This window comes from Listeria ivanovii subsp. ivanovii, assembly GCF_900187025.1.
Taxonomy (GTDB): domain Bacteria; phylum Bacillota; class Bacilli; order Lactobacillales; family Listeriaceae; genus Listeria; species Listeria ivanovii.
In genome coordinates, this window is sequence record NZ_LT906478.1 from 1,712,493 (window position 1) to 1,735,659 (window position 23,167).

Sequence of the window (23,167 nt, forward strand, 5' to 3'; positions counted from 1 at the left end):
CTTTTCCTTAAAATATCGAATTTTGGATACAAAAAAATCCCTACATCCCAACGGCTTATCGCCATGGGACGAGAGATGCTTCTCCCGCGGTACCACCCACATTAGTGTTTGACCACTCAACTTCAAAACTCCTTAACGCGGAAAACGGGGATACACCCAAGCTCCATGGTAAGTTCATCTGGTTTTTGTGACTGACTTGCACCGGCCGTCAGCTCTCTTGGCACCAAAAACGTGTAGATTACTACTCCATTTCATCGCTATTTCTCAAAATTCATTAGCTTTATTGTAGCTGAAAATAATGTTTTTAGCAAGCGCTCTGAAGTTTTCTCCAACTTGCTCGTAAAAATGTGCTAAAATGAATGGAGAATTTCATTATGAAGGAGTCTAAAACTAGTGAAACAAGCGAATCCATTTTTATACAGTAATGATAACAAGCGGTATCATACTTGGAACTACTGCTTACGCGAACAATTTGGTCAAAAAACTTACAAGGTAGCTCTCGACAGCGGTTTTGATTGTCCGAATCGTGATGGCACGGTGGCACATGGTGGTTGCACCTTTTGTAGTGCTGCTGGGTCTGGTGATTTTGCGGGGAACCGAGCACTTGATTTAAAAGTGCAGTTTCAACAAGTCCGTGATAAAATGCAAACAAAATGGAAAGATGGCAAATGTATTGCGTATTTCCAAGCATTTACAAACACACATGCCCCAGTTGCTGAACTTAGAGAAAAATTCGAAACGGTATTGAATGAACCTGGCGTGGTTGGCCTTTCGATTGCAACTAGACCTGACTGTTTACCAGATGATGTCGTCGAGTATTTGGCTGAACTGAATGAACGTACTTATCTTTGGCTAGAGCTTGGTTTGCAATCCGCACATGATGAAACTGGTCGACTAATTAACCGCGCACATGATTATGATTGTTATGTAGAAGGCGTGAAGAAACTCCAAGCGCATAATATTCGAATTTGTACGCATATTATTAATGGTCTTCCAAAAGAAACGCCCGAAATGATGATGGAGACTACTCGAAAAGTCGTTGAAAGTGGCGTTGATGGGATTAAGATTCATTTACTTCATTTGTTAAAAGGGACGCCAATGGTGGAAGACTATAAAAAAGGTGATTTGGAATTCCTAACTCGAGATGGCTATGTTAACTTAGTAGCTGACCAACTAGAAATTTTGCCGCCTGAAATGGTTATTCACCGGATTACTGGTGATGGCGGGGTCGATGATTTGATTGGTCCTGTTTGGAGCTTAAATAAATTTGAAGTATTAAATGCCATTGACGCTGAATTAGTTAGAAGAGATAGCTGGCAAGGAAAACTGTATCAAGCGCCGGAAGTGATTGCTAAATGAATTTACGTGCGGTTCTTCCCTTTGCTCATGACACGCTTCGTAAAGTCGTACGCCCGGGTGATTATGTGGTGGACGCTACTTGCGGAAATGGTCATGATACGCTTTTACTTGCCGAACTTGTTGGTGTAAATGGTCATGTGTTGGGATTTGATATTCAACAAGTGGCGATTGACACGACAAGAACTCGATTAGAAAATGCAGTTGTGAGTTCGCAAGTAGAATTAATTTGTGCAAGTCACGCTACGATTCCTAAGTATGCGACCAATCCTGTTCGAGCGGCGATTTTCAACCTTGGCTATTTGCCGGGTGGTGATAAGAAAATCACAACAACAGCAGACTCCACCTTAATTAGCATTCAACATTTGATGGAGTTATTAGAAGTTGGCGGTGTGATAATTCTCGTTATTTATCATGGACATCCAGAAGGAAAACAAGAGAAACAAGCGGTGGTCCGTTTTTGTGAAAATATCTGCCAACAAGAATTTCACGTTTTATCCTACCAATTTATCAACCAACAAAATGACGCACCATTTCTGATTGTTATCGAAAAAAGAAAACCTAGACAAAGCTAACGGATAGCCTGTCTAGGTTTTCTTTTATTTACCGAAATCGTATTTATCTGCTACGTAAACATCATACCAAATCATAAAGATTACAACTGTCCAGATTTTCCGACTATAGTCGAATTTTCCGGCGCAGTGATCATCCAGTAAATCTAACACATATTTTTTGTTAATTAAATGGTCTGTTGGTGATTCTTTAATGATATTTTTAACCCAAGCGTTCATTTCGTCTTTTAACCAGTGGCGAATTGGCACTGGAAATCCTAATTTACGACGATTAAGTACATGTTCTGGTACAAAAGTTGCTGCTGCTTTACGCAAAATGTATTTCGTAGTTCCTTGCGTTGTTTTCATTGTGTCCGGAATTCCTTTTGCAACATTGTACACTTCTTTATCAAGGAAAGGAACACGAACTTCTAAGGAATTGGCCATTGTCATCCGGTCCGCTTTTAGAAGAATATCTCCGCGAAGCCACGTATGAATATCAATGTACTGCATTCTTTCTACTGGATGATAATTTTTTGTTTCCGCATAAAACGGATCAGTAATATTCGTATAATCATGTCCAGTTTGGTATTTTGGAAGTAAAATTTGTTTTTCTTTTTCTGTGAACATTTTTGCATTTCCGATGTAACGTTCTTCCATCGGCGTTGTTCCACGTTCTAAGAAACTTTTACCACGCATTCCCTCTGGCATCACACTCGCCACACTGTTTAACATAGATTTAAATACTTTTGGCATTTTGTTGAACACCGCTAAAGAATTAGGTTCGTTATAAATATTATACCCGCCAAATAGTTCATCCGCACCTTCACCAGACAAAGCAACTGTTACTTGTTTGCGCGCTTCTCTAGATAAGAAGTAAAGCGGAATAGCAGCCGGATCAGCAAGCGGATCATCCATGTGCCAAACAATTTTTGGTAATTCTTTCATATATTCTTCTGGTGAAATGACGTAACTAATGTTCTCTACACCAAGTTTGTCTGCAGTTTCTTTCGCCACATCAATTTCACTAAATCCATCCCGCTCAAAACCAACTGAAAATGTTTTGATAGCTGGGTGGTATTCTTTCGCAATGGCTGCGATAATCGAGGAATCAATTCCACCCGATAAAAACGATCCAACTGGTACATCCGAACGCATATGCATTTTCACAGAATCATACATCACATCTCGGACTTCTTTCACCCATGCGTCTTCTGATTTCGTTACAGGTGCAAAAGTGGCTTTCCAATAAGTCGTAATCTCCATTGGTTCGCCAATTTTTTTCGTGAATTGATGACCTGGTTCCAAGCGTTTTACATTTTTTGTTAAAGAATCTGGTTCTGGAACAAATTGGTAAGTCATGTAATTTTGTAAGGAAACTTCATCTAATTCTTTTTCTTTTAGTGCATGAAGAAGGGATTTTTTCTCAGAGCCCATATAAAGCTTGCCGTCTTCTTCTGCATAGAAAAATGGTTTGATACCAAATGGGTCGCGTGCTCCGTATACAAGTTCTTCTTGTTTGTCCCAAATGACAAAGCCAAACATTCCGCGCAGGCGTTCAGCTGTTTTTTCTTTATATTTCGCATATGTAGCGATAATAACTTCTGTATCACTTTCGGTTTCAAATGTCATTCCTTCAGCGATTAATTGTTCGCGGAGTTCGACATAGTTATAAACTTCTCCATTAAAAATAATCCAATAACGTTCATTTTCATACGTTAGCGGTTGATGACCGTTTTCTACATCAATAATACTTAAACGGCGGAAACCAAATTGCACGTGGTCATCTGTGAAGTAACCTTCATCGTCAGGTCCACGGTGCGTAATCATACTATTCATTTGTCTAAAGGTTTCTTTATCAGCGTCAGTAATCTCTGTAATGCGGTCATGTACGCATCCTACAAATCCACACATGGTAACATTTCTCCTCTATATACATAATCAATTTATCTTTTTTCACAACGTCTATCATATCATAACTAGACTTGCTTTGCACTGTTTAGGAAAGAAAAACCGAACATCACTAAGCGCGAAATGTTCGGCAACTTTTATTTAGTTACTAATTTTTGTAATGCTTCTGCTTTATCCGTTCTTTCCCAAGGTAAATCAAGATCACTACGGCCAAAATGTCCAAAAGCAGCTGTTTGACGATAAATCGGACGCCGAAGATCTAGCATGTGAATAATTCCTGCGGGACGTAAATCAAATAATGCATTGACACCATCAATTAGCTCTTGCTCAGAAAATGCACTTGTTCCATATGTGTCAATGGAAATCGAAACTGGATGAGCCACACCAATAGCATAAGCTAACTGTACTTCGACTTTTTTAGCAAGTCCTGCAGCAACAATATTTTTAGCAACATATCTCGCTGCATACGCGCCAGAACGGTCTACTTTGGTTGGATCTTTTCCAGAAAACGCTCCCCCGCCGTGTCTAGCATAACCGCCATAAGTATCGACAATGATTTTTCGACCAGTTAAGCCAGCATCTCCAAGTGGTCCACCAATTACAAAACGACCAGTTGGATTGATAAAGTATTTAGTATCTTCATCTAGGAAAGAAGCATCAATCACTTCTGGAAAAAGGTAAGTATGCAAATCTTTGGCAATTTGTTCTTGCGTGATATCAGGATGGTGCTGTGTTGAAACAACAATCGTATCAATTCGAACAGGACGATTCTGCTCATCGTATTCTACTGTTACTTGTGTTTTAGCATCTGGACGCAAGTAATCGAGTTTTTTTGTTTTACGTAACTCTGTTAATTTACGCGCTAATCCATGTGCTAGAAAAATTGGTAATGGCATTAATTCTTCTGTTTCATCTGTTGCAAAACCAAACATTAAGCCTTGGTCTCCTGCACCAATTGCTTCGATAGCTGCATCATGTTCTGCTCCACTTCTTGATTCGAGAGCTTCATTTACCCCTTGTGCGATATCAGGCGACTGCTCATCAATCGCTGTTAAAACGGCGCATGTGTCTGCATCAAAACCATATTTTGCACGTGTATAACCAATTTCTTTAATTGTATCACGAACAATTTTTGGAATATCTACGTAAACAGAAGTAGTGATTTCTCCTGCTACTAAAACAAGTCCAGTTGTCACAGTAGTTTCACAAGCCACACGAGCGTCTGGATCTTTTGTAATAATTGCATCTAAAATTGCATCAGATATTTGATCTGCAATTTTATCTGGATGTCCATCAGAAACCGATTCTGATGTAAATAGATGACGATTTTTAGTCAATTTCATTTCCTCCTTCAGTTCTCTCCAAATACGTCCCATATAAAAAGCCTTTCTCTATTTTGCACAAAACGCGCACGAATAGAGAAAGGCTGTTATTATACCTTTGCTCTCATCGTTCAGGAAATAGTGTTCCTGCAACAGATTAGCACCTTTCACATATATGTGTAGGTTGCTGGGCTTCAAAGGGTCAGTCCCTCTACCGCTCTGGATAAGAGATAAATTTTAATTCTAAGCTAGAATACCATAAAGTAGGTCTAGATGCAATAATTATTCCAGTGATTTACTTATTTTAAGGGCACTTTTAATGGATAAAATTTTTCAATTTGTTTTTTTCTTATCATTATTTCCAACCTGTGTTATGATAGATGGATAAAAAGATGTTTTATTTATCTAAAGGAGATTGTATCTATGAGTTTAATTCCGTTATCCTTGATTATTTTTCTCGGCTTTTTAGCGGCTGTTTGTTTATTTGATTTTGTACTTCGGTGGTATTGGTTTAAATATTTCTTAGCCACAATGGGGTTGATTGCAAGTGGTGTCGTATTTTTCATCAGTTTTTATGGTGGTGGAATGGCCCAAACCGAAATAGCCATCGCCATTTTCATTGGTGCGTTTGGTGAATATATTGTTTCACTTATCATTAGTCTCATTCGTTTTATTGTTCAAAAATCAAATAACCCTAAACAAAAAAAAGCTAAAACTGCATAAAAAATAGCTACGTTAAAAGCCAATACAACTTTTAACGTAGCTATTTTTAATTTTAGTAAGTACAAGTTAGGTAATCCAGCTATTTATTGCTAGGAATTGTATTTATTTAATAGCATCAAACGCATTGCTAATAATCTCTGCAGATGTTTTAAAATTCGACTGTTCTATCTCTGTAAGGTTTGGTTCTAATATGCTAATAACCCCTTTTGAACCAATAATGGCAGGTTGTCCAATATAAACATTTAATCTCGGTGAAAATACAGCTAACGGAAAAACTTGTTTCGCATCCGTTAATATCGCATCAATGATTTGTGCTGTGGCTGTCGCGATACCAAAACTGGTCCAACCTTTACCTGTTAAAATATTCCAACCTCCACCACGAACGGCATCTTTTAATGCTGGTAAATCAAGTGGTTTTTCTGTTTGGTAATCCGCAATATTTACACCGCCAATGCGGACAGTCGACCAAGCAACAAATTGTGATTCTCCGTGTTCCCCAAGAACATACCCATCAACACTTTTCGGATTAATATGTAGTGCTTCTCCAACAACTCTGCGCATTCTCGCTGTGTCAAGGGATGTTCCCGTACCAAATACGCGCGAATGGTCAAAACCAGCTATCTTTTGTATTAAGGAAGTAATAACATCACAAGGATTTGTAATATTAATAAAAATTCCGTCAAAACCAGTGGCTAAAATTTTTGGCACTATCTCCGCTACGGCTTTGCTTGTTTCGATTAATTCTTCCATTCGGTCTTCTCGTAGCAATGTTTCTGGCCCAACAGCTATCACGATAATATCTGCATCACTTAACGCACGATAATCATTCGGAATAATTTCCGTATGTGAACGAGTCATAGAACTCATATCGCGAAGTTCGAGTGCTTCACTCATTGCTTTTGTTTCCTCTTTATCAATTAAGACTAGTTTCTCACAAACACCCTGTGTAACAAGGGAAAAAGCCACGTCGCTGCCAACATGGCCAGTACCAATGATACCAACTTTTCGTTTCAAAGAATCTCCTCCAAAATTAGTTACTTGAATTTAAGGCTATTAATTCATATTTAATTATCGTTTTATTATTTTCCCAAACTAGTTTACGAGGAATCGCTTCTCCAAGTGTTTCGCCTTCTTTTGTTTTGCGCACAAGGATGGGAACATCAATCGGATAAATTCGATATTCTAGTTTTTCTAATTCAAAAAAATTATCAGAAATCCGTTTTTCTTTTCCCTTTGTAACGATCATTGTATTTACTTCTAGTGGCATACCCAATTTTCTCACCTCCAATGCTTTTATCATAGCAGAGTTTACCCCTAATTGACTAGTTTTTGCTGCTTAAAATCCGCTCTGCTGCTTGAACAATTTGTACCATTCCAGCATCTCGCATAAAAAAACTAAATGCCGGCTCCAAAATGAAATGACTAAGGTTCCCATCTAAAATAACTGGTCCGTTTGTTTCTAAGTAATCTGCTTGTGGTTCTATTTTCTCTACATTCGTTGTATATACTCGTTTCGTAAAGGTACGCTCACTTGATAGTACGAGATAATCAGCCACAAAATAAAGCTCTCCAGCAACTGCCCCCGTTTCTTCCATCAGTTCTCGTCTTGCAGCTTCGTTATTCGTTTCCCCTTTCTCCCCTTTCCCACCCGGAAACTCTAAACCACGCTTTTTATGTTCTGTAAATAACCAGCCTTCAGATAATCTCGGAATAATTAACACATCGTCAGCTTGATAGTTTTGCATTTCAAAATAAATCGTTACTTCATTTTGAAACGCATCTTTATAGGTAAACAAAATCCCACTTCCTTTTCTTTTTTCAAAAATATGGTAAGCTGTAGGTAACATGAATTTCGAGGATGAAAAATAATGAAAAAAATACTTATCGGAGGAATCCGACTTTATCAAAAATATATTTCGCGTTTCACTCCTGCTACATGCCGGTTTTATCCAACTTGTTCCGCTTACGGCATCGAAGCAATCCAAACGCATGGCGCGCTGAAAGGTAGCTACTTAGCCATTAAAAGAATCTCCAAATGTCATCCTTTCCACAAAGGCGGACTTGACTTTGTTCCACCAAAGAAAGATAAAAATGGCGCTGATAATAAATCCAAACATACTTGCAACGCCCATGATCATCATTAATCATAGCACGAATAGCTTATTTGCGGTTCGTTTTTTTCTTGCTTTTTTTGGCAGAATAAGGTAATATCAACATTGGCTTATAAATCGTAATTAATACGATTAGCACCCTATATAAACAAGAATAATTTCGATTTAAAGGAGTGAATTAATTGAAAAAACGCTATTTTATGATGCTAATAGCCTTTGTATCTATTTTACTCATATTTGCTGGATGTTCATCCGAAAAAGATACAAGTGCGAGTAGCAGTGACAAATTAACGGTTTATACAACTGTTTACCCCTTGCAATACTTAACTGAACAAATTGGTGGCAAATATGTCGATGTGAACAGTATTTATCCTCCAGGTTCAGATGCTCACAGTTTTGAACCTACCCAGAAAGATATGATGAAAATTGCAGATAGCGACCTGTTTTTCTATATTGGCCTTGGTATGGAAGGTTTTGTTGACAAAGCGGGAAAAACACTTTCAAATGAGCATGTGATGTTTATTCCTACCGCAGAAAAATTAGATTTACCAACTGATCCTGATGCTGCTGAAGAGCATAAACATGAAAGCGAAGAAGAACACGAGCATGGAGATATCAATCCACATGTTTGGTTAAATCCTGTTTATATGGAACAAATGGCTACTATCGTGAAAGATAAATTAGTGAAAGAAATGCCAGATCAAAAAGAAACTTTCGAAAAAAATTATCAAACAGTCAAGAAAAACCTAAAAAACTTAGACCAAGACTTTAAAACAGTTACTAGTGAAGCAAAACAAAAAGATTTTGTCACTGCTCATGCCGCATATAGTTACTGGGAAACAGAATACAAACTACATCAAATCCCTATTGCTGGCGTATCAACAAGTGATGAACCTTCTCAAAAAAAATTAAAATCCATTGTCGAAAAAATAGACAGCGAACACATTCCCTACATTATGTTAGAGCAAAATACTAACTCCAAAATAGCAGATGTCATTCAACAAGAAACGAATACCAAAGCATTAACACTGCATAATTTAGAAACTCTAACACAAAAAGATATCGATCAAAAACGTGATTATCTTTCTATAATGAAAGATAACTTAGCAGCTTTAAAAGAAGGCCTTAATTATTAAAAAAAGGAAATGCCTCAATTTAGTGGCATTTCCTTTTTTAGTTTTCCTTCAGTTGATTTCGTTTAATTTTTCCAGAGGCGGTTTTTGGTAAACTTGCTACTAAAATAAACTGCTTCGGAATCTTATAACTCGCTAAGTTAGTTTGACAGATAGCACGTAAATCTGCTTCATTAAAACCATCACTAGCAACTATATAAGCAACTGGCACGCTACCCCACTTCAAATCTGCTTTACCAACAACAGCTACTTCTTGAACAGATTCGTAGCTACTAATCACTTGTTCAATCTCGGTCGGATAAATATTTTCCCCACCAGAAATAATTAAATCAGAGCGTCTCTCTAACACAAATAAAAAACCCGCTTCATCCAAATAACCAATATCACCTGTTTTAAACCAGCCATCAGAAAAAGCTTTTTTCGTAGCTTCCTCATTGTGCAAGTATCCTGGCGTTATGGATGGACCTTTCAGTAAAATTTCCCCATCAGCAGCAATTTTCACTTCCGCTGGGAATAAAGCTTTTCCGGAAGAACCGATTTTAGTCAGCGCTTCTTTTGGTGAAAGAGTCACAATTTGTGATGCTGTTTCGGTCATACCAAACGATTGTACCAGCGGGATATTTCGCGCTTTACAAACTTCCAATGTGGCTTTATTCGCAGGTCCACCGCCAAGCAATACGGTTCGTAAATTCGAATGGTATCCACCGTCATGAACACGGAGTAATCTTTCTAACATAGAAGTAACTACCGATATTGTCGAAATTTCTCCAGACAAAAGCATTTTAGTAATCTTTGCTTCATCAAAATGTTCTTCCAAATATACTGGAATCCCATAAATCAACGAACGCATCATAATCGATAAACCACTAATATGAAAAATTGGTACTGCGCAAAGCCAACTGTCACGTTCAGTTAACCCCATATTTAATACAGAAGAAACCGCACTCCACCAATGATTATCATAAGTTTGGATGACGCCTTTTGGTTTCCCAGTAGTACCTGATGTATACATAATAGAAGCAACTTTAGTTAAATCCCATGTTGTTAGAATATCGGGTTGTTTGTATTCCCCTTGTATTAACTCAGTATAACTAATACCAGAATTCACTTTGTCGAAAAAAGCATCTGAAACAATTACTTCTTTTACTTCGGCATTTTCGAGTTGGTAAGCTATTTCTTTTTTAGTCAAGCGATTATTAAGAAATAACGTCTCCGCACCTATTTGCTGTAAAGCGTGAATCAGTAAGAATGTCAGCCGGTCATTTTTCCCAAGGATGGCTACCCTATCGCCTCGAATCACACCTTGAAAAAACAATTTTCCAGCTAAGTTTTCTACGACTTGATATATTTCTTCAAATGTTTCTCTTTTTCCTTCAAAAACGAGCGCGGTCTCTTTAGGAGAAAGCCGCACTCGTTTTTGAAGCCAGTTTGTCATGTCCATTTTTACACCTTCAAATCAAGGGAATTTTGGAAATTGGTCAAAGTCTGGATCGCGTTTTTCTTTAAATGCATCGCGCCCTTCTTTGGCTTCATCTGTTGTATAGTATAGAAGTGTAGCATCACCAGCTAGTTGCTGAATACCTGCTAAACCATCTGTATCGGCATTAAATGCGGCTTTGATGAACCGAAGAGCTGTTGGACTTTTTTGTAGCATTTCTTTGGCCCAAGAAACGGTTTCTTTTTCTAAATCTGCTACTGGAACAACTGTATTAATCCAACCCATTTCCAGTGCTTCAGCTGCTGTATATTGGCGACACATAAACCAAACTTCTTTCGCTTTTTTATGTCCAATAACACGAGCTAAATAGCCAGAACCATAACCTGCATCAAAGCTACCAACATTCGGTCCAGTTTGACCAAATTTTGCGTTATCAGCAGCAATCGTTAAGTCACATACTAATTGAAGTACGTTTCCCCCACCGATTGACCAGCCTGCAACCATTGCAATAACAGGTTTTGGAATAACACGAATCAAGCGTTGTAAATCAAGTACATTTAAGCGTGGAATTTGATCATCGCCAACATAACCACCGTGACCGCGAACTTTTTGATCACCTCCAGAACAAAATGCTTTGTCTCCTTCACCTGTTAAAATAATCACGCCAAGCTTCGAATTATCACGTGCTCTGTTAAAAGCATCAATCATTTCTGTCACTGTTTTTGGTGTAAAAGCATTATGTACTTGAGGACGATTGATGGTGATTTTTGCAATGCCTTCATAACTTTCATATTTGATTTCCTCATATTCTTTTTCTGTTTGCCAATTAAAACTCATTGTTCTTCCTCCTTTAAATTAACTTCCAGCCAGTGATTTAACTCACTAAGGAAAGTACTTGGTTGTTCTAAATAAACAGCATGTCCCGCTTGTTTAATGGTTATTTGGGTCGCATTTGGTAGATATTTCAACATTTCATCCGCAATACTTTGAAATTTCTTATCGAACTCAGCAGTAATTAATAAAACAGGAAAAGTAAAATTAGCTAAATCCACCCAGTAAGCATCCTGTTTACCAGTACCCATTCCTCGTAAACTCATAGCTAGTCCAAATGGTTTTTGCGATAATCTTTCGTCTCTTATTTCAGTCTGTATTTCCACTGGCAGCTTTTGTTGTGAAGCAAAAAGTGGTAATTCTTCCCAATACTTAACGAATGCTTGGATACCTTCTTGTTCTATTGAATCTGCTAATCGGTTATCTGCTAACATTCGGCTTTCACGGTCTGAAGCTTGCTCAATACCAGGCGAACTATTTACTAAAATAAGGCCCTGTACTTTTTCAGGATACTTGGCTGCAAAACTAGTTGCAACACGCCCCCCCATCGAATAACCTAGTAAAATACATTGCTGTACTTCCAGTTGACGTAAAATTTCTGCCAAATCCTGACAAATCTGCTCCATCGAATAGCGCTCTAAAGGCTTAGGACTAACTGTTTTTCCGTGACCGAGCAAATCAGGAGCAACGATATCATACGCTGCTTTTAAATTTGAAATGATATGCTTATACGTCTCATTTGTTCCAGTAAAACCATGCAGCATCAACAAAACCTTTCTCTTTTCTTCACTAAAAAAAGTAGTTACATGATACTTTTGTCCGTTAATTTGCATGTTACTTTAACGCCTTAAGGGCAGTAGCAATTTTTTCCCAAAGCGCTTGATGATTTGCCTTATTTTCGTGACGGTTTGTTTTTACCTCAATAATGTCCAAGCCTTTATGGAAACTTGCTTTGTCCACTGCTTCTCCCAAAGCATCAACCGAATTTACTTCATGATAGTCCGCATCATACAACGCAGCCACAAAACGAAAATCTAATTCAGTAGACGTTCCAAAAAGCGACTCAAAATATTTGGGTTCTTTAGCTTGCGGTAAGAAGGAGAAAATCCCTCCTCCGTCATTATTGACAATAACAATCGTCAAGTTCATCTTATATTTTTTCGCCATTAGTAAGCCATTCATATCATGGTAAAAAGACAAATCTCCAATCAGTAAAAACATCGGTTGGAATACAACACTTGCTCCAAGTGCAGATGAAACTACACCATCAATACCGTTTGCACCACGATTAGCAAGCATCTTGATTTTTTTATCGATTTGTGGAAAATAAGTATCCATATCACGAATTGGCATACTATTACCAATAAACAAACCAGCTTTATCTGGTAATAACTCACGTAGTTCAGCAACAATTTTCCCTTCTTCTAATGAAGTTGTGTTTGCCATTTCCAAGAGAACAATTTGACGCGCGGTGTCGTTATAATTAGTCCATCTGTTCAGCCAATTTACATCTTTTACATCATCTGGCATATGTTGTTGTAATGCATCGAGCAAGAAACGTTCATCGCAATGAATCATATCAGTTACTGCCTTAATTGGGTCTTTCCAAGCTGCTCCTGGATCCACCACATAAAACCGAATTTTCGTAAGCGCTTCTAACCAGTTTTTAAGTGATTTGGAAACAGGCATACTACCAAAACGAATAACGACTTCTGGAGTAATATCAGGCAAAATTTCTGTTTCTTTCAAAAAGGCATCATATTGATCGATTACAACATCATCCATCGCTCCGTAAGAACGAAGCCCAGAAAGTGGATCAGCAATAATTGGCCATCCAAGCTTTTTCGCTAAATCAACAAGCGGTTGTTCAATTTCTTTTTTATCAATCGGTCCAACAATAAGAACACCTTTTTTACCAGTACACTCGCGAACCATTTTTTGAATAGCCTTCGCTTCTAAAACTTCATGCGTATAATAAATATGTACATGGTGGCGTTCTTCCCCAGTTGCAGTATATGGTGAGGGGTCTAAAATGGGAATGAGTGGTTCGCGAAGTGGAAAATTATAGTGTACAGGACCACGAGGAGTCTTCATCGCAATATCCACTGCTCGACTGCCATGCCATTTCGCATAACGTAGCATTTCTTCACTATTTTCCGGCAAGGCCATGTCCGTAAAATCTTTCACGTGCGTACCATATAAATGTAACTGATCCATTGCTTGAGGTGCACCAACATTTCGAAGCTCATGCGGGCGGTCAGCGGTGAGTACAATTAGTGGAATTTGTGATAAATTTGCTTCTGCAACAGCCGGAAAATAGTTCGCCGCGGCCGTTCCAGAAGTACAAAGAAGAACAACTGGACGTTTGGATGCTTTTGCAAGACCAAGGGCAAAGAAACCTGCTGAGCGTTCATCTACATCTACATAAATCTTCAAGATAGGATGCTCTGCCATCATTAGTGCAAGTGGTGTGGAGCGCGAACCTGGACTAATAATGGCTTCTTTCACTCCGGCTTGTACAAGTTCTTCAATAAATGCGGCCAAATAATCTGTCAGCACTTGTTCGTGGTTTGTCATTTCTTAATGCCTCCTAATACGCGTAACATCGGTTGGAATTTAACCTCAGTTTCTTTTAATTCGTCTTTTGGCACGGAATCTCCAACAATCCCGCAACCTGCATACAATACCCCTTGTGAATCAACAATTAAACCAGAACGAATCGCAACAGCAAATTCGCCTTGGCCTTTCATATCAATCCAACCAATCGGAGCACCATAAAGTCCGCGGTCCATTTCTTCTTTCATTCGAATAATCGCGAGACCCATTTTTTGAGGCAATCCACCAAGTGCGGGAGTCGGGTGAAGCGCTTTTACCATTTCAAGCATGGTTACATTTGGCTTTTTCTTCGCAGTAATATTCATATAAAGATGTTGGATATCACGATTTTTTAATAAAACTGGTTGACTGGACAGTGATAGTCCCGTTGTAAACGGTTTTAATGTTTCTTCCATCATCTGAACAACATAAGAATGCTCTCGTAAATTTTTCGCATCGCCTAATAAAGCATTCCCAAGTGCTTCATCTTCTTCATTTGTTGCGCCACGCTCCGTTGAACCAGCTACGCATGAAGAGTAAATCGTATCCTCATTCACAGCAAGTAGTCTCTCTGGGCTTGCCCCAAAGAACACTCCAGTCCCTTTTTCAATAAGAAAGAAATAACTATTTTCTTGTGTTGCCAGCATATTTTCCAAAATAATTGCACTATCTACTTGTCGTTGGAAACGAAGCCCCATTCGCCTAGCTAGAACCACTTTTTTCACGTCTTCCGAATGGTTAATCATATCAATGATTTCACTCGCAGTTTCCATAAAATGTTCTTTCCCTAGCTCTTTAGAATCTGTTAGTAAAGCCATTTCCGCCTCATTAACCTCTTGATGAATGATTTTTTGCCATTGATTAAAAACAGCATCTAATTTACTCTCTGTGTCATCGGAATAAATCGATAAGTTGACAGTTAAGTAACTTTTGCCATTTTTATTCGTCAACATAAACAATGGTAAGTAAAACAAGCCGTCTTTAAAGCTTTGCCATTCTTTTTCAGTATCACGTTCAGGATCAAAAGCAAAACCGCCAAAATAGAGCGGACCAGTTGCATCTACTGTTGCATTTGTTACACTCGTACGAAGTCGTTCATCAATTTTCTCTTGCAGTCCAAGAAAAGCATCTTTTTTCTTCTCTGCCAAAAATTGTTTCGTTACGCCAAAGCCAGTCATCGTCAGTGTCATTTCTGGATTTTGCCAGAAAAATCGTTCACCTTTAAAAGCAGTACCAGCCTTTTTGAATAATTTGACTGGAGACACTAATTCATCTAATTCAGTTACCCAGCTAAACAGGGCAGGTTCATCTTGGCTTGCGCTACGTTTCGCTTGATTAAATAAATCAAGAGGCAATTTAGTATTCATATGCTTATCTCTCCTTTTACATTCACATCTTCTATTATACCAAAAATCGAGCCAAACTGCTTGGTTTGCGTTTTTCCTCCCATTTCAGCAATAATTATTGACGTACTTCTAATATTTCCCTAAAATGAATGGTATACATCTGAAACATATGGAAGTGAAAAAGGAGAGAAAAACATGTCTAAAGCTTCAAAATCTGTACTTACAAAACAAACTGGTTTTCAAAAATGGTGGACCTTGCTTCGTCCACATACGCTTGTTGCCTCATTTGTACCTGTATTCCTCGGAACAAGTGTTGCAATGAGTTATACCAGTTTTCATTTTACACGATTTCTTGTCATGTTAGTTGCTTGTTTCTTTATCCAAACATCAGCTAATTTATTCAATGAATACTTTGATTATAAAAAAGGACAAGATGATGAACATTCCGTTGGCAATGGTGGTGCCATTGTTCGTAATGGTATGCGACCTGGATTTATTTTATTCCTGGCAATTATTTTATACATTTTATCCATCTTTGGTGGCGTATACTTATCAATCGAACTCAACTGGTACGTGGGATTACTTGGCGCAATTTGTATGCTTGTTGGTTTCTTATACACTGGTGGCCCTTATCCTATTGCCTACACTCCATTTGGTGAAGTGATGGCAGGATTTTTTATGGGAGGAATTATTACTTTTATTTCCTTCTACATTCAAGCCGAATTTATTAGTTCATTTATCGTCTATGTTTCGATTCCGGTAATGGTGCTCGTTGGTAACTTGCTACTTGCTAATAGTATTCGTGATCTAGATCCTGATAAGAAAAATGGACGTCACACACTGGCCATCATACTAGGACGCAAATGGGCTACGGTTCTATTTGCTGCAGCTTTCCTTTTCAGCTATGTATTTGAACTTGCGCTTATTTTTACACAGAATGCTCCTTGGTGGACATTACTCATTCTTCTTAGCTTGCCAGAAGCAATTCGTGCCGTTAAGCGGTTCATTGGTAAATCTTCGCCAATCACCATGGTTCCAGCCATGAAATCAACTTCTAAGGCGTTAACTATCTTTGGAATAACACTTGCACTCGCTTACCTGTTAAGCTTATTATCAAGAAACTTATTCATGTAAAAAAACTGGTTATCATCTTTTAGCGGATGATAACCAGTTTTTATTTGTTCGCAACTTGAACTTGTTGCTTCGTTTGAACATATTTCGCAAGTTCAATCGATAAATCATATCTCAAAAACGGTGTAATAATGTAAATTCCTTGAAAATACGCGCAAATCGAATCAATTAATTCCCGTGCAATCTCCATTCCTTTCTCATTTGCCCTGCCTTGTTCCTCTGCATCTCGCATCCGCTCACGAACCTCATCAGTTAAACGAATTCCTGGAACTTCATTATGAAGAAACTCCGCATTCCTACTCGACAAAAGTGGCATTACACCAATGAAAAGCGGCACGTTAATATTTGCCTTTTGCAACGCTTCTTTCAAAAGTACTGCCTTATTTACGTCATAAATGGGCTGAGTAATAATATAATCTGCCCCATACTCCACTTTCCGCTCGATTAAGCGAACAGCTTTTTCTAAGTTAAGCACATTCGGATTAAAAGCTGCCCCAACATGGAATCGAGCCTTTTCTTTTAACGATTTACCAGTATAAGAAATCCCATCATTAAATTTCTTGATTAATTGAACTAACTCAACGGAGCGTAAATCAAAAACAGAAGATGCTCCTGGAAAATCTCCTACCTTTGTTGGATCTCCAGTAATGGCTAACACATCATGAAGTCCTAACTTATGAAAACCCATTACATGAGAATGCATTCCAACCAAATTATGGTCTCTCGTCGTCAAATGAATTAGCGGCTTAATTCCGTATTCATGTTTTAAAATAGATGCAAGCGCCATATTGCTAATCCGCGGTGTTGCTAACGAATTGTCTGAAATAGTAATTGCATCCACTCCGGCTTCATCTAATGCTTTAGCCCCTTCAAAAAACTTTGAAGTATCAAATGTTCGCGGCGGATCAAGCTCCACTAAAATCGTTAAGCCCTCTTTCACTTTATCAAGTAGTCGCACTCCTGAATCCTCGTCTACTACTTCCTCTGGGACAAGTTCAAGCAGCGGTCGTACTTCTTTTTCCAAAACTGGCTTCGTTGTCTTTAGACCATTTCGAAGTGCTTTAATGTGGTCAGGTGTCGTTCCACAACAACCACCAATAATCCGTGCTCCTTCTTGCCTAAAAACCTCCCCGTAATGCTCAAAATAATCTGTATCAGATTGATAAATCACTTTGCCTTCTTGCACTTCTGGAAGGCTAGCATTAGGATAAACGGCCAAATAGGCATGTTCATATAATGGAACGGTTTCAAGAGCACGAGCCATATGATAAGGACCAAGCCGGCAATTAACACCAACAACATCTGCTCCTAGTGCAATTAGTTCTTCTAGCGCATCTGACAGTTTTTGACCATTTTGAAGCAAGCCTGGTTCATGCATAGATACATTAGCTACAACTGGTAAATCCGTCGTTTCTCGAAGAATTTTTAAAACGGTTTTAAGTTCCTCTAAATCATAATAGGTTTCCAGCAAAATTGCATCCACACCGTCCAGTAAAAAACAATAGAGTTGCTCCCTAAAACTACGCTTGATTTCTTCTAGTGGTGCCGCTGGGAGTCTTGCATCTACTGCGCCATTTATTCCACCAATCGTACCAAATATATACGTCCCAGTCCCTCGTGCCGCTTCCTTTGCTAATCGAATTGCCGCTTGGTTAATTCGTTTTACTTCATCTTCTAAGCCATACCTAGCTAATTTTATATAATTAGCGCCGTACGTATTAGTCTGAATAATATCAGCCCCTGCACCAATATAAGCTTTATGAATCGAAACGATATCTTCTGGATGCGAGAGATTTAGCTCCTCAAAAGAACGATCCACTCCGTAAGAATAAAGCAGCGTCCCCATTCCTCCATCCGCAATTAATACCTTTTCGCTTAAATCTTTTCGTAAATTCACTGCGCCACACTTCCTTTCTTAACAAACGAAAGTGCTTGTTTTAAATCAGCAATTAAATCAGCTGCATTTTCTAATCCCGCCGAAAAACGTAATAAGCCTGGGGTAATCCCTTGGGCTAAACGTTCTTTTTCTGGAACTGCAGCATGGGACATTTTCGCTGGATACGATAAAATACTCTCTACAGCACCTAAACTCACTGAAAATACTGGTAATTCTAAATGAGTAACTAGTTCTCGTACCGCTTCTTCACTACCAAGGTCAAAAGACACTACTGCCCCGCCACTCGTTGCCTGCTCTACCTGGATATCATAACCTGGATGAGTTGGTAAACCAGGATAATGCACCGCTTGAACTTCTGGCTCAGCATTTAAAAATAAAGCAATTTTTTCCGCTGCGCTAACCCCAGCTTTCATACGTACCGAAAGTGTCTTCAATCCGCGAAGCAATAACCAAGAATCCTGCACACCTAGCACGCCTCCTGTTGCGTTTTGTAAGAAGTAAACAGCTTCTGCAAGTACTGAATCATTCGTCACAATAAGTCCAGCTAGAATATCACTGTGACCACTAAGAAATTTGGTCGCACTATGAATCACTAGATCTGCGCCCAGCTCAAGTGGTTTTTGAAGCAACGGAGTCAAAAAAGTATTATCCACAAATGTATAACAACCATTCGCTTTTGCAAGTTTGGCAACCGTTCGAATATCCGTCACATGTAACAGCGGATTGGATGGCGTTTCGAGATAAACCAGTTTAGTATTTGGTTGAAATGCCTTAGCGACTTCATCAATATTTGTCGTATCGACAAAAGTATGCGTTATCCCAAATCGTGGTAAAACTTTTTCTACAAGTCGAAATGTTCCACCATAAACATCTTTTGCAATAATAAAGTGATCTCCTTTTGAAAGAGTAAAAAGTGCCGCAGATACCGCAGCCATTCCGCTAGCAAAAGCAAATCCATCTTTACCTCCCTCTAATTCAGCAATTGCTTGTTCCACTTTTTCTCTTGTAGGGTTACCACTTCTAGCATAATCATATGGATGATAATTATCAAAATCATGCTGGTGAAATGTGGAAGATAAATGGATTGGAGTATTCAACGCGCCAGTTTCTTTATCAATTCCTAAACTTGCTTTAATGACAACTGTATCTTGCTCATAATCTTTACCCACGGGAAACCACCCCTTCTGCCACTTTACCTAACGCCTGTGATAAATCCGCCACTAAATCCTCACTTGCTTCAATCCCTACCGAAATTCGTAACAGTTTATCTGTTAAACCATAAGAATTTCGTAGCTCCACAGGAATATCGGCATGCGTTTGTGTCGTCGGATAAGTAATCAAACTTTCCACCCCTCCTAAACTCTCCGCAAAAGTAAATAATTCGAGTTGTTTTAAAAGTGGTGAAACAAGCGAGGCATCTTTTATAAAGAAACTAATCATTCCTCCGCGACCTGGATAACGAACTTCTTCCACTAAAGAATGTGTTTCCAAAAATGCCGCGATTTTCTGCGCATTCACTTGATGTTGTTTCACACGAAGTACTAGTGTTTTCAGTCCTCGTATCAACAACCAACTATCGAAAGGCGATAACACTGTTCCAGTCGAATTCAATTGATGGAAGAAAAATTCCCCAAGTCCATCATCTTTCACAATAACTGCACCAGCAAGCACATCATTATGTCCACCTAAATATTTTGTCGCACTGTGAATCACAATGTCTGCCCCAAGATTAAGTGGCTGTTGCAAAACTGGTGTATAAAATGTATTATCTACAATTACAAGTAAATGATGTTCTTTCGCCCACTTAGCAACAACTTTAATATCGGTTTCTTGCATCAAAGGATTAGTCGGAGTCTCAATAAAAATTGCCTTCGTTTCCGGTCGAAGTAATTTTTCTAATTCCGCATATTCAGCCCCATTCCAGTATGAAAATCCAATATTATATTGTTCACCAAACTGCTCAAAGTATCGAAAAGTGCCCCCGTATAAATCTTGTGAGCTAATAATATGCTCCCCTGTTTTAAAAAGTTGGAATACCAGTTGAATCGCACTCATGCCAGAACTTGTTGCAAAGGCATGAGTTCCATTTTCTAATTCTGCGAGTGCTTCTTCTAAAGCATCTCGCGTTGGATTTCCAGTTCTCGTATAATCATATCCCGTTGATACCCCAAGATCGGCATGCTGGTAAGCTGTAGAGAAGTAGACTGGCATATTAACAGCACCCGTTCTTTCACATTTTCTATTTCCAATTTGTGCTGCTATCGTCTCTTGTTTCAGCTTTGCCATATTACCTCTCCTCCATTCCTTTATTTCTCTAATACTTGATATTCCGCACGCACCTCTTTAGTCGCTTTAATCATATCTTGAAGCGCCGCAATTGTTTCAGGTTCTTTGCGAGTTTTCAAACCACAATCCGGATTAATCCAAAACTGTTTCGCATCTATAGCTCGTAAAGCACGGCGAATATTATCTTGAATTTCTGATACAGTTGGAACACGAGGGCTGTGAATGTCATAAACACCAAGACCAATTTCTTTATCATAGATAACTTCTTCAAATGTCGAAATGATTTCGCCATGACTTCTTGAGGTTTCAATTGAAATGACATCCGCATCCAAAGCACTAATCGTATCGATAATATCATCAAAATCCGAATAACACATATGCGTATGAATTTGCGTATCATTCTGAACCGAAGCTGTTGTTAACTTAAACGAATAAACCGCATCATTTAAATATTTTTCCCATCTTGCACGCTTCAGTGGTAAACCTTCTCGAAGGGCTGGCTCATCAACTTGAATCACCTTAATTCCGTTTCGTTCAAGTGCTTCTACCTCTTTACGAAGTGCTAACCCAACTTGATTAGCGACAACACTTTCTGGAACATCATCACGGACAAAGCTCCAATTAATAATCGTTACTGGTGCAGTTAGCATCCCCTTCACCGGACGTTTCGTTAGTGATTGTGCATAAACACTCTCTTTTACCGTAATTTCTTCTGTGAAAGCAACATCTCCATAAATAAGTGGTGGTCGAACTGCTCTCGAACCATATGATTGCACCCACCCAAATTTTGTTGCTTGGAATCCAGCTAATTTCTGACCAAAATATTCCACCATATCAGTTCGTTCAAACTCACCATGCACCAGTACATCAATATCTAAGTCTTCCTGAATCCGAATCCAACGTGCAGTTTCTTTTTCAATAAATAACTGATATTCAGCATCCGTAATATTCCCTTTTAACCAATCCGCGCGAGTTTTACGAACTTCAGGTGACTGTGGAAAACTACCAATCGTCGTCGTTGGAAATAGTGGCAACTTTAACCATGCATGTTGTAATTCAATCCGTTCTGCAAAAGGTAATTCCCGTTCGACACGAACATTTTCCAAGTTAGCAATAGCTGCTTGAACTTCTGTATTATTCCGGTGACTAGATGCATTTAATGCTGCAACAGCCGCCCGTGCTTCTTCTAACTCGGTTGTAACACTTTCTTTTCCAGCCGTTAAAGCTTTCGTTAAAATAGCAATTTCATCTAGCTTTTGATCCGCGAAGGACAATCCATCAAGAATGACCTTATCTAAATCTGGTTCACTCCATTTTGTTACAGGTACATGTAATAAAGAATTAGATGGCTGAACAATTAGCTTTCCTTCAGTGACATATTCTGCAATAGTTGCTAAGAGCTCTAACTTCTCGTCCAGATTACTCCGCCAAACATTCCGGCCATCAATCACGCCAGCTGCCAAAAATTTATCTTCTGGAAAACCATACTTTTTTAATGCTTTTAGCGAATCCCCATGGTCGTGTACAAAATCAATCCCAATAGCAGCAACCGGTAAATTAACTACATCTTCATAATAATCCAAACTTTCAAAATAAGTTTGCAACTCAATTTTCAAGCTAGGCACTGTTTTCTGAAATTGTTGGTACACTTTCTCAAATAAAGCAATTTCTTCTTTATCAAAACTAGTCGCCAAGTATGGCTCATCGATTTGCACCCATTTGACACCAGCTGTTTCAAGTTCTTTTAAAAATTCCACATATGCTGGAATAAATTTATCTAATAAGCTTTCAAAGCTTTCTTCCTTACTACCTTTTCCAAGTTTCAAATAAGTAATTGGTCCCACAAGGACTGGCTTCCCGTCAATATCAAGTTCTTTTTTCGCTTCCTCATAATAGTAAAGCGCACGGTTATATATGGCTTTAGGATTTGCATCTGCAAGTTCTGGAACGATATAATGATAGTTAGTATTGAACCATTTCGTCATTTCAGAAGCCACTGCATCACTTTTTCCGCGAGCAATATCAAAATATGTATTTAAGGTTATCTTTCCACCCTCGTGATTAAACCGCTTTGGAATAATCCCAAAAGTAACACTTGTATCAAGCACTTGATCATAGAAACTAAAATCACCAACTGGAATTAAATCAATGCCCTTAGCTTGTTGCTTTTTAAGTGCATGTAATCTTAGTGCTTTTGTTTCAGCTAGTAATTCTTGCTCCGTAATCTCCCCATTCCAAAATTTCTCTAAAGCACGTTTCCATTCTCGTTTTTCGCCAAGTCTTGGATATCCCAAATTCGAACTAATTACCTTTACCATACCTATCACCTTTTCCTCTCTCGTTTATGCCAATAAAAAACCTCCCAAGAGAACTAGAGAGGTTTGGAAGTTTCTATACAAAAATACAGCGAAACTTTTTAAGTCTCTCTTATCTCTCGAAGCATTACACTTCGCAGGATTTAGCACCTTTTCAACGGATTGAAAGGTTGCTGGGTTTCAACGGGCCAGTCCCTCTACCACTCATAATAAGAGTAATT

Annotated in this window: 20 protein-coding genes, 2 riboswitches and 1 other annotated feature; of the genes, 6 read left to right on the forward strand and 14 right to left on the reverse strand. The window is 38.6% G+C overall.

Going from position 1 to position 23,167, the window contains the following annotated elements; translation table 11 throughout:
* Window positions 1–61: 61 nt before the first annotated feature.
* Window positions 62–264, reverse strand: a binding site (T-box leader).
* Window positions 265–393: 129 nt separating this feature from the next.
* The gene (mnmL, locus tag CKV67_RS08410) at window positions 394–1,359 is read left to right on the forward strand and encodes a tRNA modification radical SAM protein MnmL/YtqA (protein ID WP_025279980.1); all 966 of its coding nucleotides are present in this window, start codon (window positions 394–396) and stop codon (window positions 1,357–1,359) included.
* Window positions 1,356–1,931 (forward strand): tRNA 5-(aminomethyl)-2-thiouridylate-methyltransferase MnmM, encoded by a 576-nt coding sequence (mnmM, locus tag CKV67_RS08415; protein WP_014093024.1) that lies wholly within the window; start codon window positions 1,356–1,358, stop codon window positions 1,929–1,931. Before mnmL ends, mnmM begins: the two co-directional genes overlap by 4 nt.
* A gap of 24 nt (window positions 1,932–1,955) precedes the next feature.
* Here mnmM and asnB read toward each other — a convergent pair whose 3' ends face one another.
* Both asnB and metK read right to left on the reverse strand, forming a co-directional pair.
* The gene (gene asnB / locus CKV67_RS08420) at window positions 1,956–3,821 is read right to left on the reverse strand and encodes an asparagine synthase (glutamine-hydrolyzing) (protein WP_014093025.1); all 1,866 of its coding nucleotides are present in this window, start codon (window positions 3,819–3,821) and stop codon (window positions 1,956–1,958) included.
* A 134-nt stretch (window positions 3,822–3,955) separates the two neighbouring features.
* Window positions 3,956–5,155: a methionine adenosyltransferase gene (gene metK, locus CKV67_RS08425; RefSeq protein ID WP_014093026.1), complete on the reverse strand. Its 1,200-nt coding sequence runs from the start codon at window positions 5,153–5,155 to the stop codon at window positions 3,956–3,958.
* A gap of 106 nt (window positions 5,156–5,261) precedes the next feature.
* Window positions 5,262–5,370: riboswitch (SAM riboswitch) on the reverse strand.
* A gap of 193 nt (window positions 5,371–5,563) precedes the next feature.
* On the opposite strand from metK, the gene CKV67_RS08430 reads away from it, so the two are divergent.
* Window positions 5,564–5,863 carry a hypothetical protein gene (locus CKV67_RS08430; protein ID WP_014093027.1) on the forward strand — a complete coding sequence of 100 codons (300 nt, stop codon included), beginning with the start codon at window positions 5,564–5,566 and terminating at the stop codon, window positions 5,861–5,863.
* Between the two features lie 102 nt (window positions 5,864–5,965).
* Here CKV67_RS08430 and CKV67_RS08435 read toward each other — a convergent pair whose 3' ends face one another.
* Genes CKV67_RS08435 through ytkD form a run of 3 tightly spaced genes read right to left on the reverse strand, consistent with a single transcriptional unit; the run spans window position 5,966 to window position 7,659 of the window.
* Window positions 5,966–6,877, reverse strand: coding sequence for an L-lactate dehydrogenase (locus tag CKV67_RS08435; protein ID WP_025279981.1), 912 nt, complete (start codon window positions 6,875–6,877; stop codon window positions 5,966–5,968).
* A 16-nt stretch (window positions 6,878–6,893) separates the two neighbouring features.
* Window positions 6,894–7,136, reverse strand: a complete 243-nt coding sequence (locus tag CKV67_RS08440; protein WP_025279982.1) for a DUF2584 domain-containing protein — start codon at window positions 7,134–7,136, stop codon at window positions 6,894–6,896.
* 49 nt (window positions 7,137–7,185) lie between these two features.
* Window positions 7,186–7,659, reverse strand: a complete 474-nt coding sequence (gene ytkD, locus CKV67_RS08445; RefSeq protein ID WP_014093029.1) for an RNA deprotection pyrophosphohydrolase — start codon at window positions 7,657–7,659, stop codon at window positions 7,186–7,188.
* A gap of 72 nt (window positions 7,660–7,731) precedes the next feature.
* Here ytkD and yidD point away from each other — a divergent pair, with 72 nt between their 5' ends.
* Window positions 7,732–8,007, forward strand: coding sequence for a membrane protein insertion efficiency factor YidD (yidD, locus tag CKV67_RS08450; protein WP_025279983.1), 276 nt, complete (start codon window positions 7,732–7,734; stop codon window positions 8,005–8,007).
* Between the two features lie 149 nt (window positions 8,008–8,156).
* Window positions 8,157–9,110 carry a metal ABC transporter substrate-binding protein gene (locus tag CKV67_RS08455; protein WP_014093031.1) on the forward strand — a complete coding sequence of 318 codons (954 nt, stop codon included), beginning with the start codon at window positions 8,157–8,159 and terminating at the stop codon, window positions 9,108–9,110.
* 37 nt (window positions 9,111–9,147) lie between these two features.
* Here CKV67_RS08455 and CKV67_RS08460 read toward each other — a convergent pair whose 3' ends face one another.
* Genes CKV67_RS08460 through CKV67_RS08480 form a run of 5 tightly spaced genes read right to left on the reverse strand, consistent with a single transcriptional unit; the run spans window position 9,148 to window position 15,338 of the window.
* A complete protein-coding gene (locus CKV67_RS08460) occupies window positions 9,148–10,548 on the reverse strand; it encodes an o-succinylbenzoate--CoA ligase (RefSeq protein WP_014093032.1) in 1,401 nt (466 codons plus the stop codon).
* 15 nt (window positions 10,549–10,563) lie between these two features.
* Entirely contained in the window at window positions 10,564–11,382 is an 819-nt protein-coding gene (gene menB / locus CKV67_RS08465) for a 1,4-dihydroxy-2-naphthoyl-CoA synthase (protein WP_014093033.1), read from the reverse strand.
* A complete protein-coding gene (gene menH / locus CKV67_RS08470; RefSeq protein ID WP_014093034.1) occupies window positions 11,379–12,209 on the reverse strand; it encodes a 2-succinyl-6-hydroxy-2,4-cyclohexadiene-1-carboxylate synthase in 831 nt (276 codons plus the stop codon). The genes menB and menH overlap by 4 nt, the downstream gene beginning before the upstream one ends.
* A 1-nt stretch (window position 12,210) precedes the next feature.
* Window positions 12,211–13,953, reverse strand: a complete 1,743-nt coding sequence (menD, locus tag CKV67_RS08475) for a 2-succinyl-5-enolpyruvyl-6-hydroxy-3-cyclohexene-1-carboxylic-acid synthase (protein WP_014093035.1) — start codon at window positions 13,951–13,953, stop codon at window positions 12,211–12,213.
* A complete protein-coding gene (locus CKV67_RS08480; RefSeq protein WP_014093036.1) occupies window positions 13,950–15,338 on the reverse strand; it encodes an isochorismate synthase in 1,389 nt (462 codons plus the stop codon). The genes menD and CKV67_RS08480 overlap by 4 nt, the downstream gene beginning before the upstream one ends.
* 174 nt (window positions 15,339–15,512) lie before the next feature.
* On the opposite strand from CKV67_RS08480, the gene CKV67_RS08485 reads away from it, so the two are divergent.
* On the forward strand, window positions 15,513–16,451 hold the full coding sequence (locus CKV67_RS08485) for a 1,4-dihydroxy-2-naphthoate polyprenyltransferase (protein WP_014093037.1): 939 nt from the start codon (window positions 15,513–15,515) through the stop codon (window positions 16,449–16,451).
* Between the two features lie 40 nt (window positions 16,452–16,491).
* Here the strand turns inward: CKV67_RS08485 and CKV67_RS08490 are convergent, their stop codons facing one another.
* From CKV67_RS08490 to metE, 4 genes are read right to left on the reverse strand one after another with little or no spacing between them, the layout of a single operon-like run.
* Window positions 16,492–18,345: a bifunctional homocysteine S-methyltransferase/methylenetetrahydrofolate reductase gene (locus tag CKV67_RS08490; protein ID WP_014093038.1), complete on the reverse strand. Its 1,854-nt coding sequence runs from the start codon at window positions 18,343–18,345 to the stop codon at window positions 16,492–16,494.
* On the reverse strand, window positions 18,342–19,514 hold the full coding sequence (gene metC / locus CKV67_RS08495; RefSeq protein WP_014093039.1) for a cystathionine beta-lyase: 1,173 nt from the start codon (window positions 19,512–19,514) through the stop codon (window positions 18,342–18,344). Before metC ends, CKV67_RS08490 begins: the two co-directional genes overlap by 4 nt.
* Window positions 19,507–20,631, reverse strand: coding sequence for an aminotransferase class I/II-fold pyridoxal phosphate-dependent enzyme (locus tag CKV67_RS08500; protein WP_014093040.1), 1,125 nt, complete (start codon window positions 20,629–20,631; stop codon window positions 19,507–19,509). The genes metC and CKV67_RS08500 overlap by 8 nt, the downstream gene beginning before the upstream one ends.
* Before the next feature lie 20 nt (window positions 20,632–20,651).
* The gene (gene metE / locus CKV67_RS08505; protein WP_025279984.1) at window positions 20,652–22,949 is read right to left on the reverse strand and encodes a 5-methyltetrahydropteroyltriglutamate--homocysteine S-methyltransferase; all 2,298 of its coding nucleotides are present in this window, start codon (window positions 22,947–22,949) and stop codon (window positions 20,652–20,654) included.
* Window positions 22,950–23,055: 106 nt separating this feature from the next.
* Window positions 23,056–23,162: riboswitch (SAM riboswitch) on the reverse strand.
* Between the last annotated feature and the right edge of the window lie 5 nt (window positions 23,163–23,167).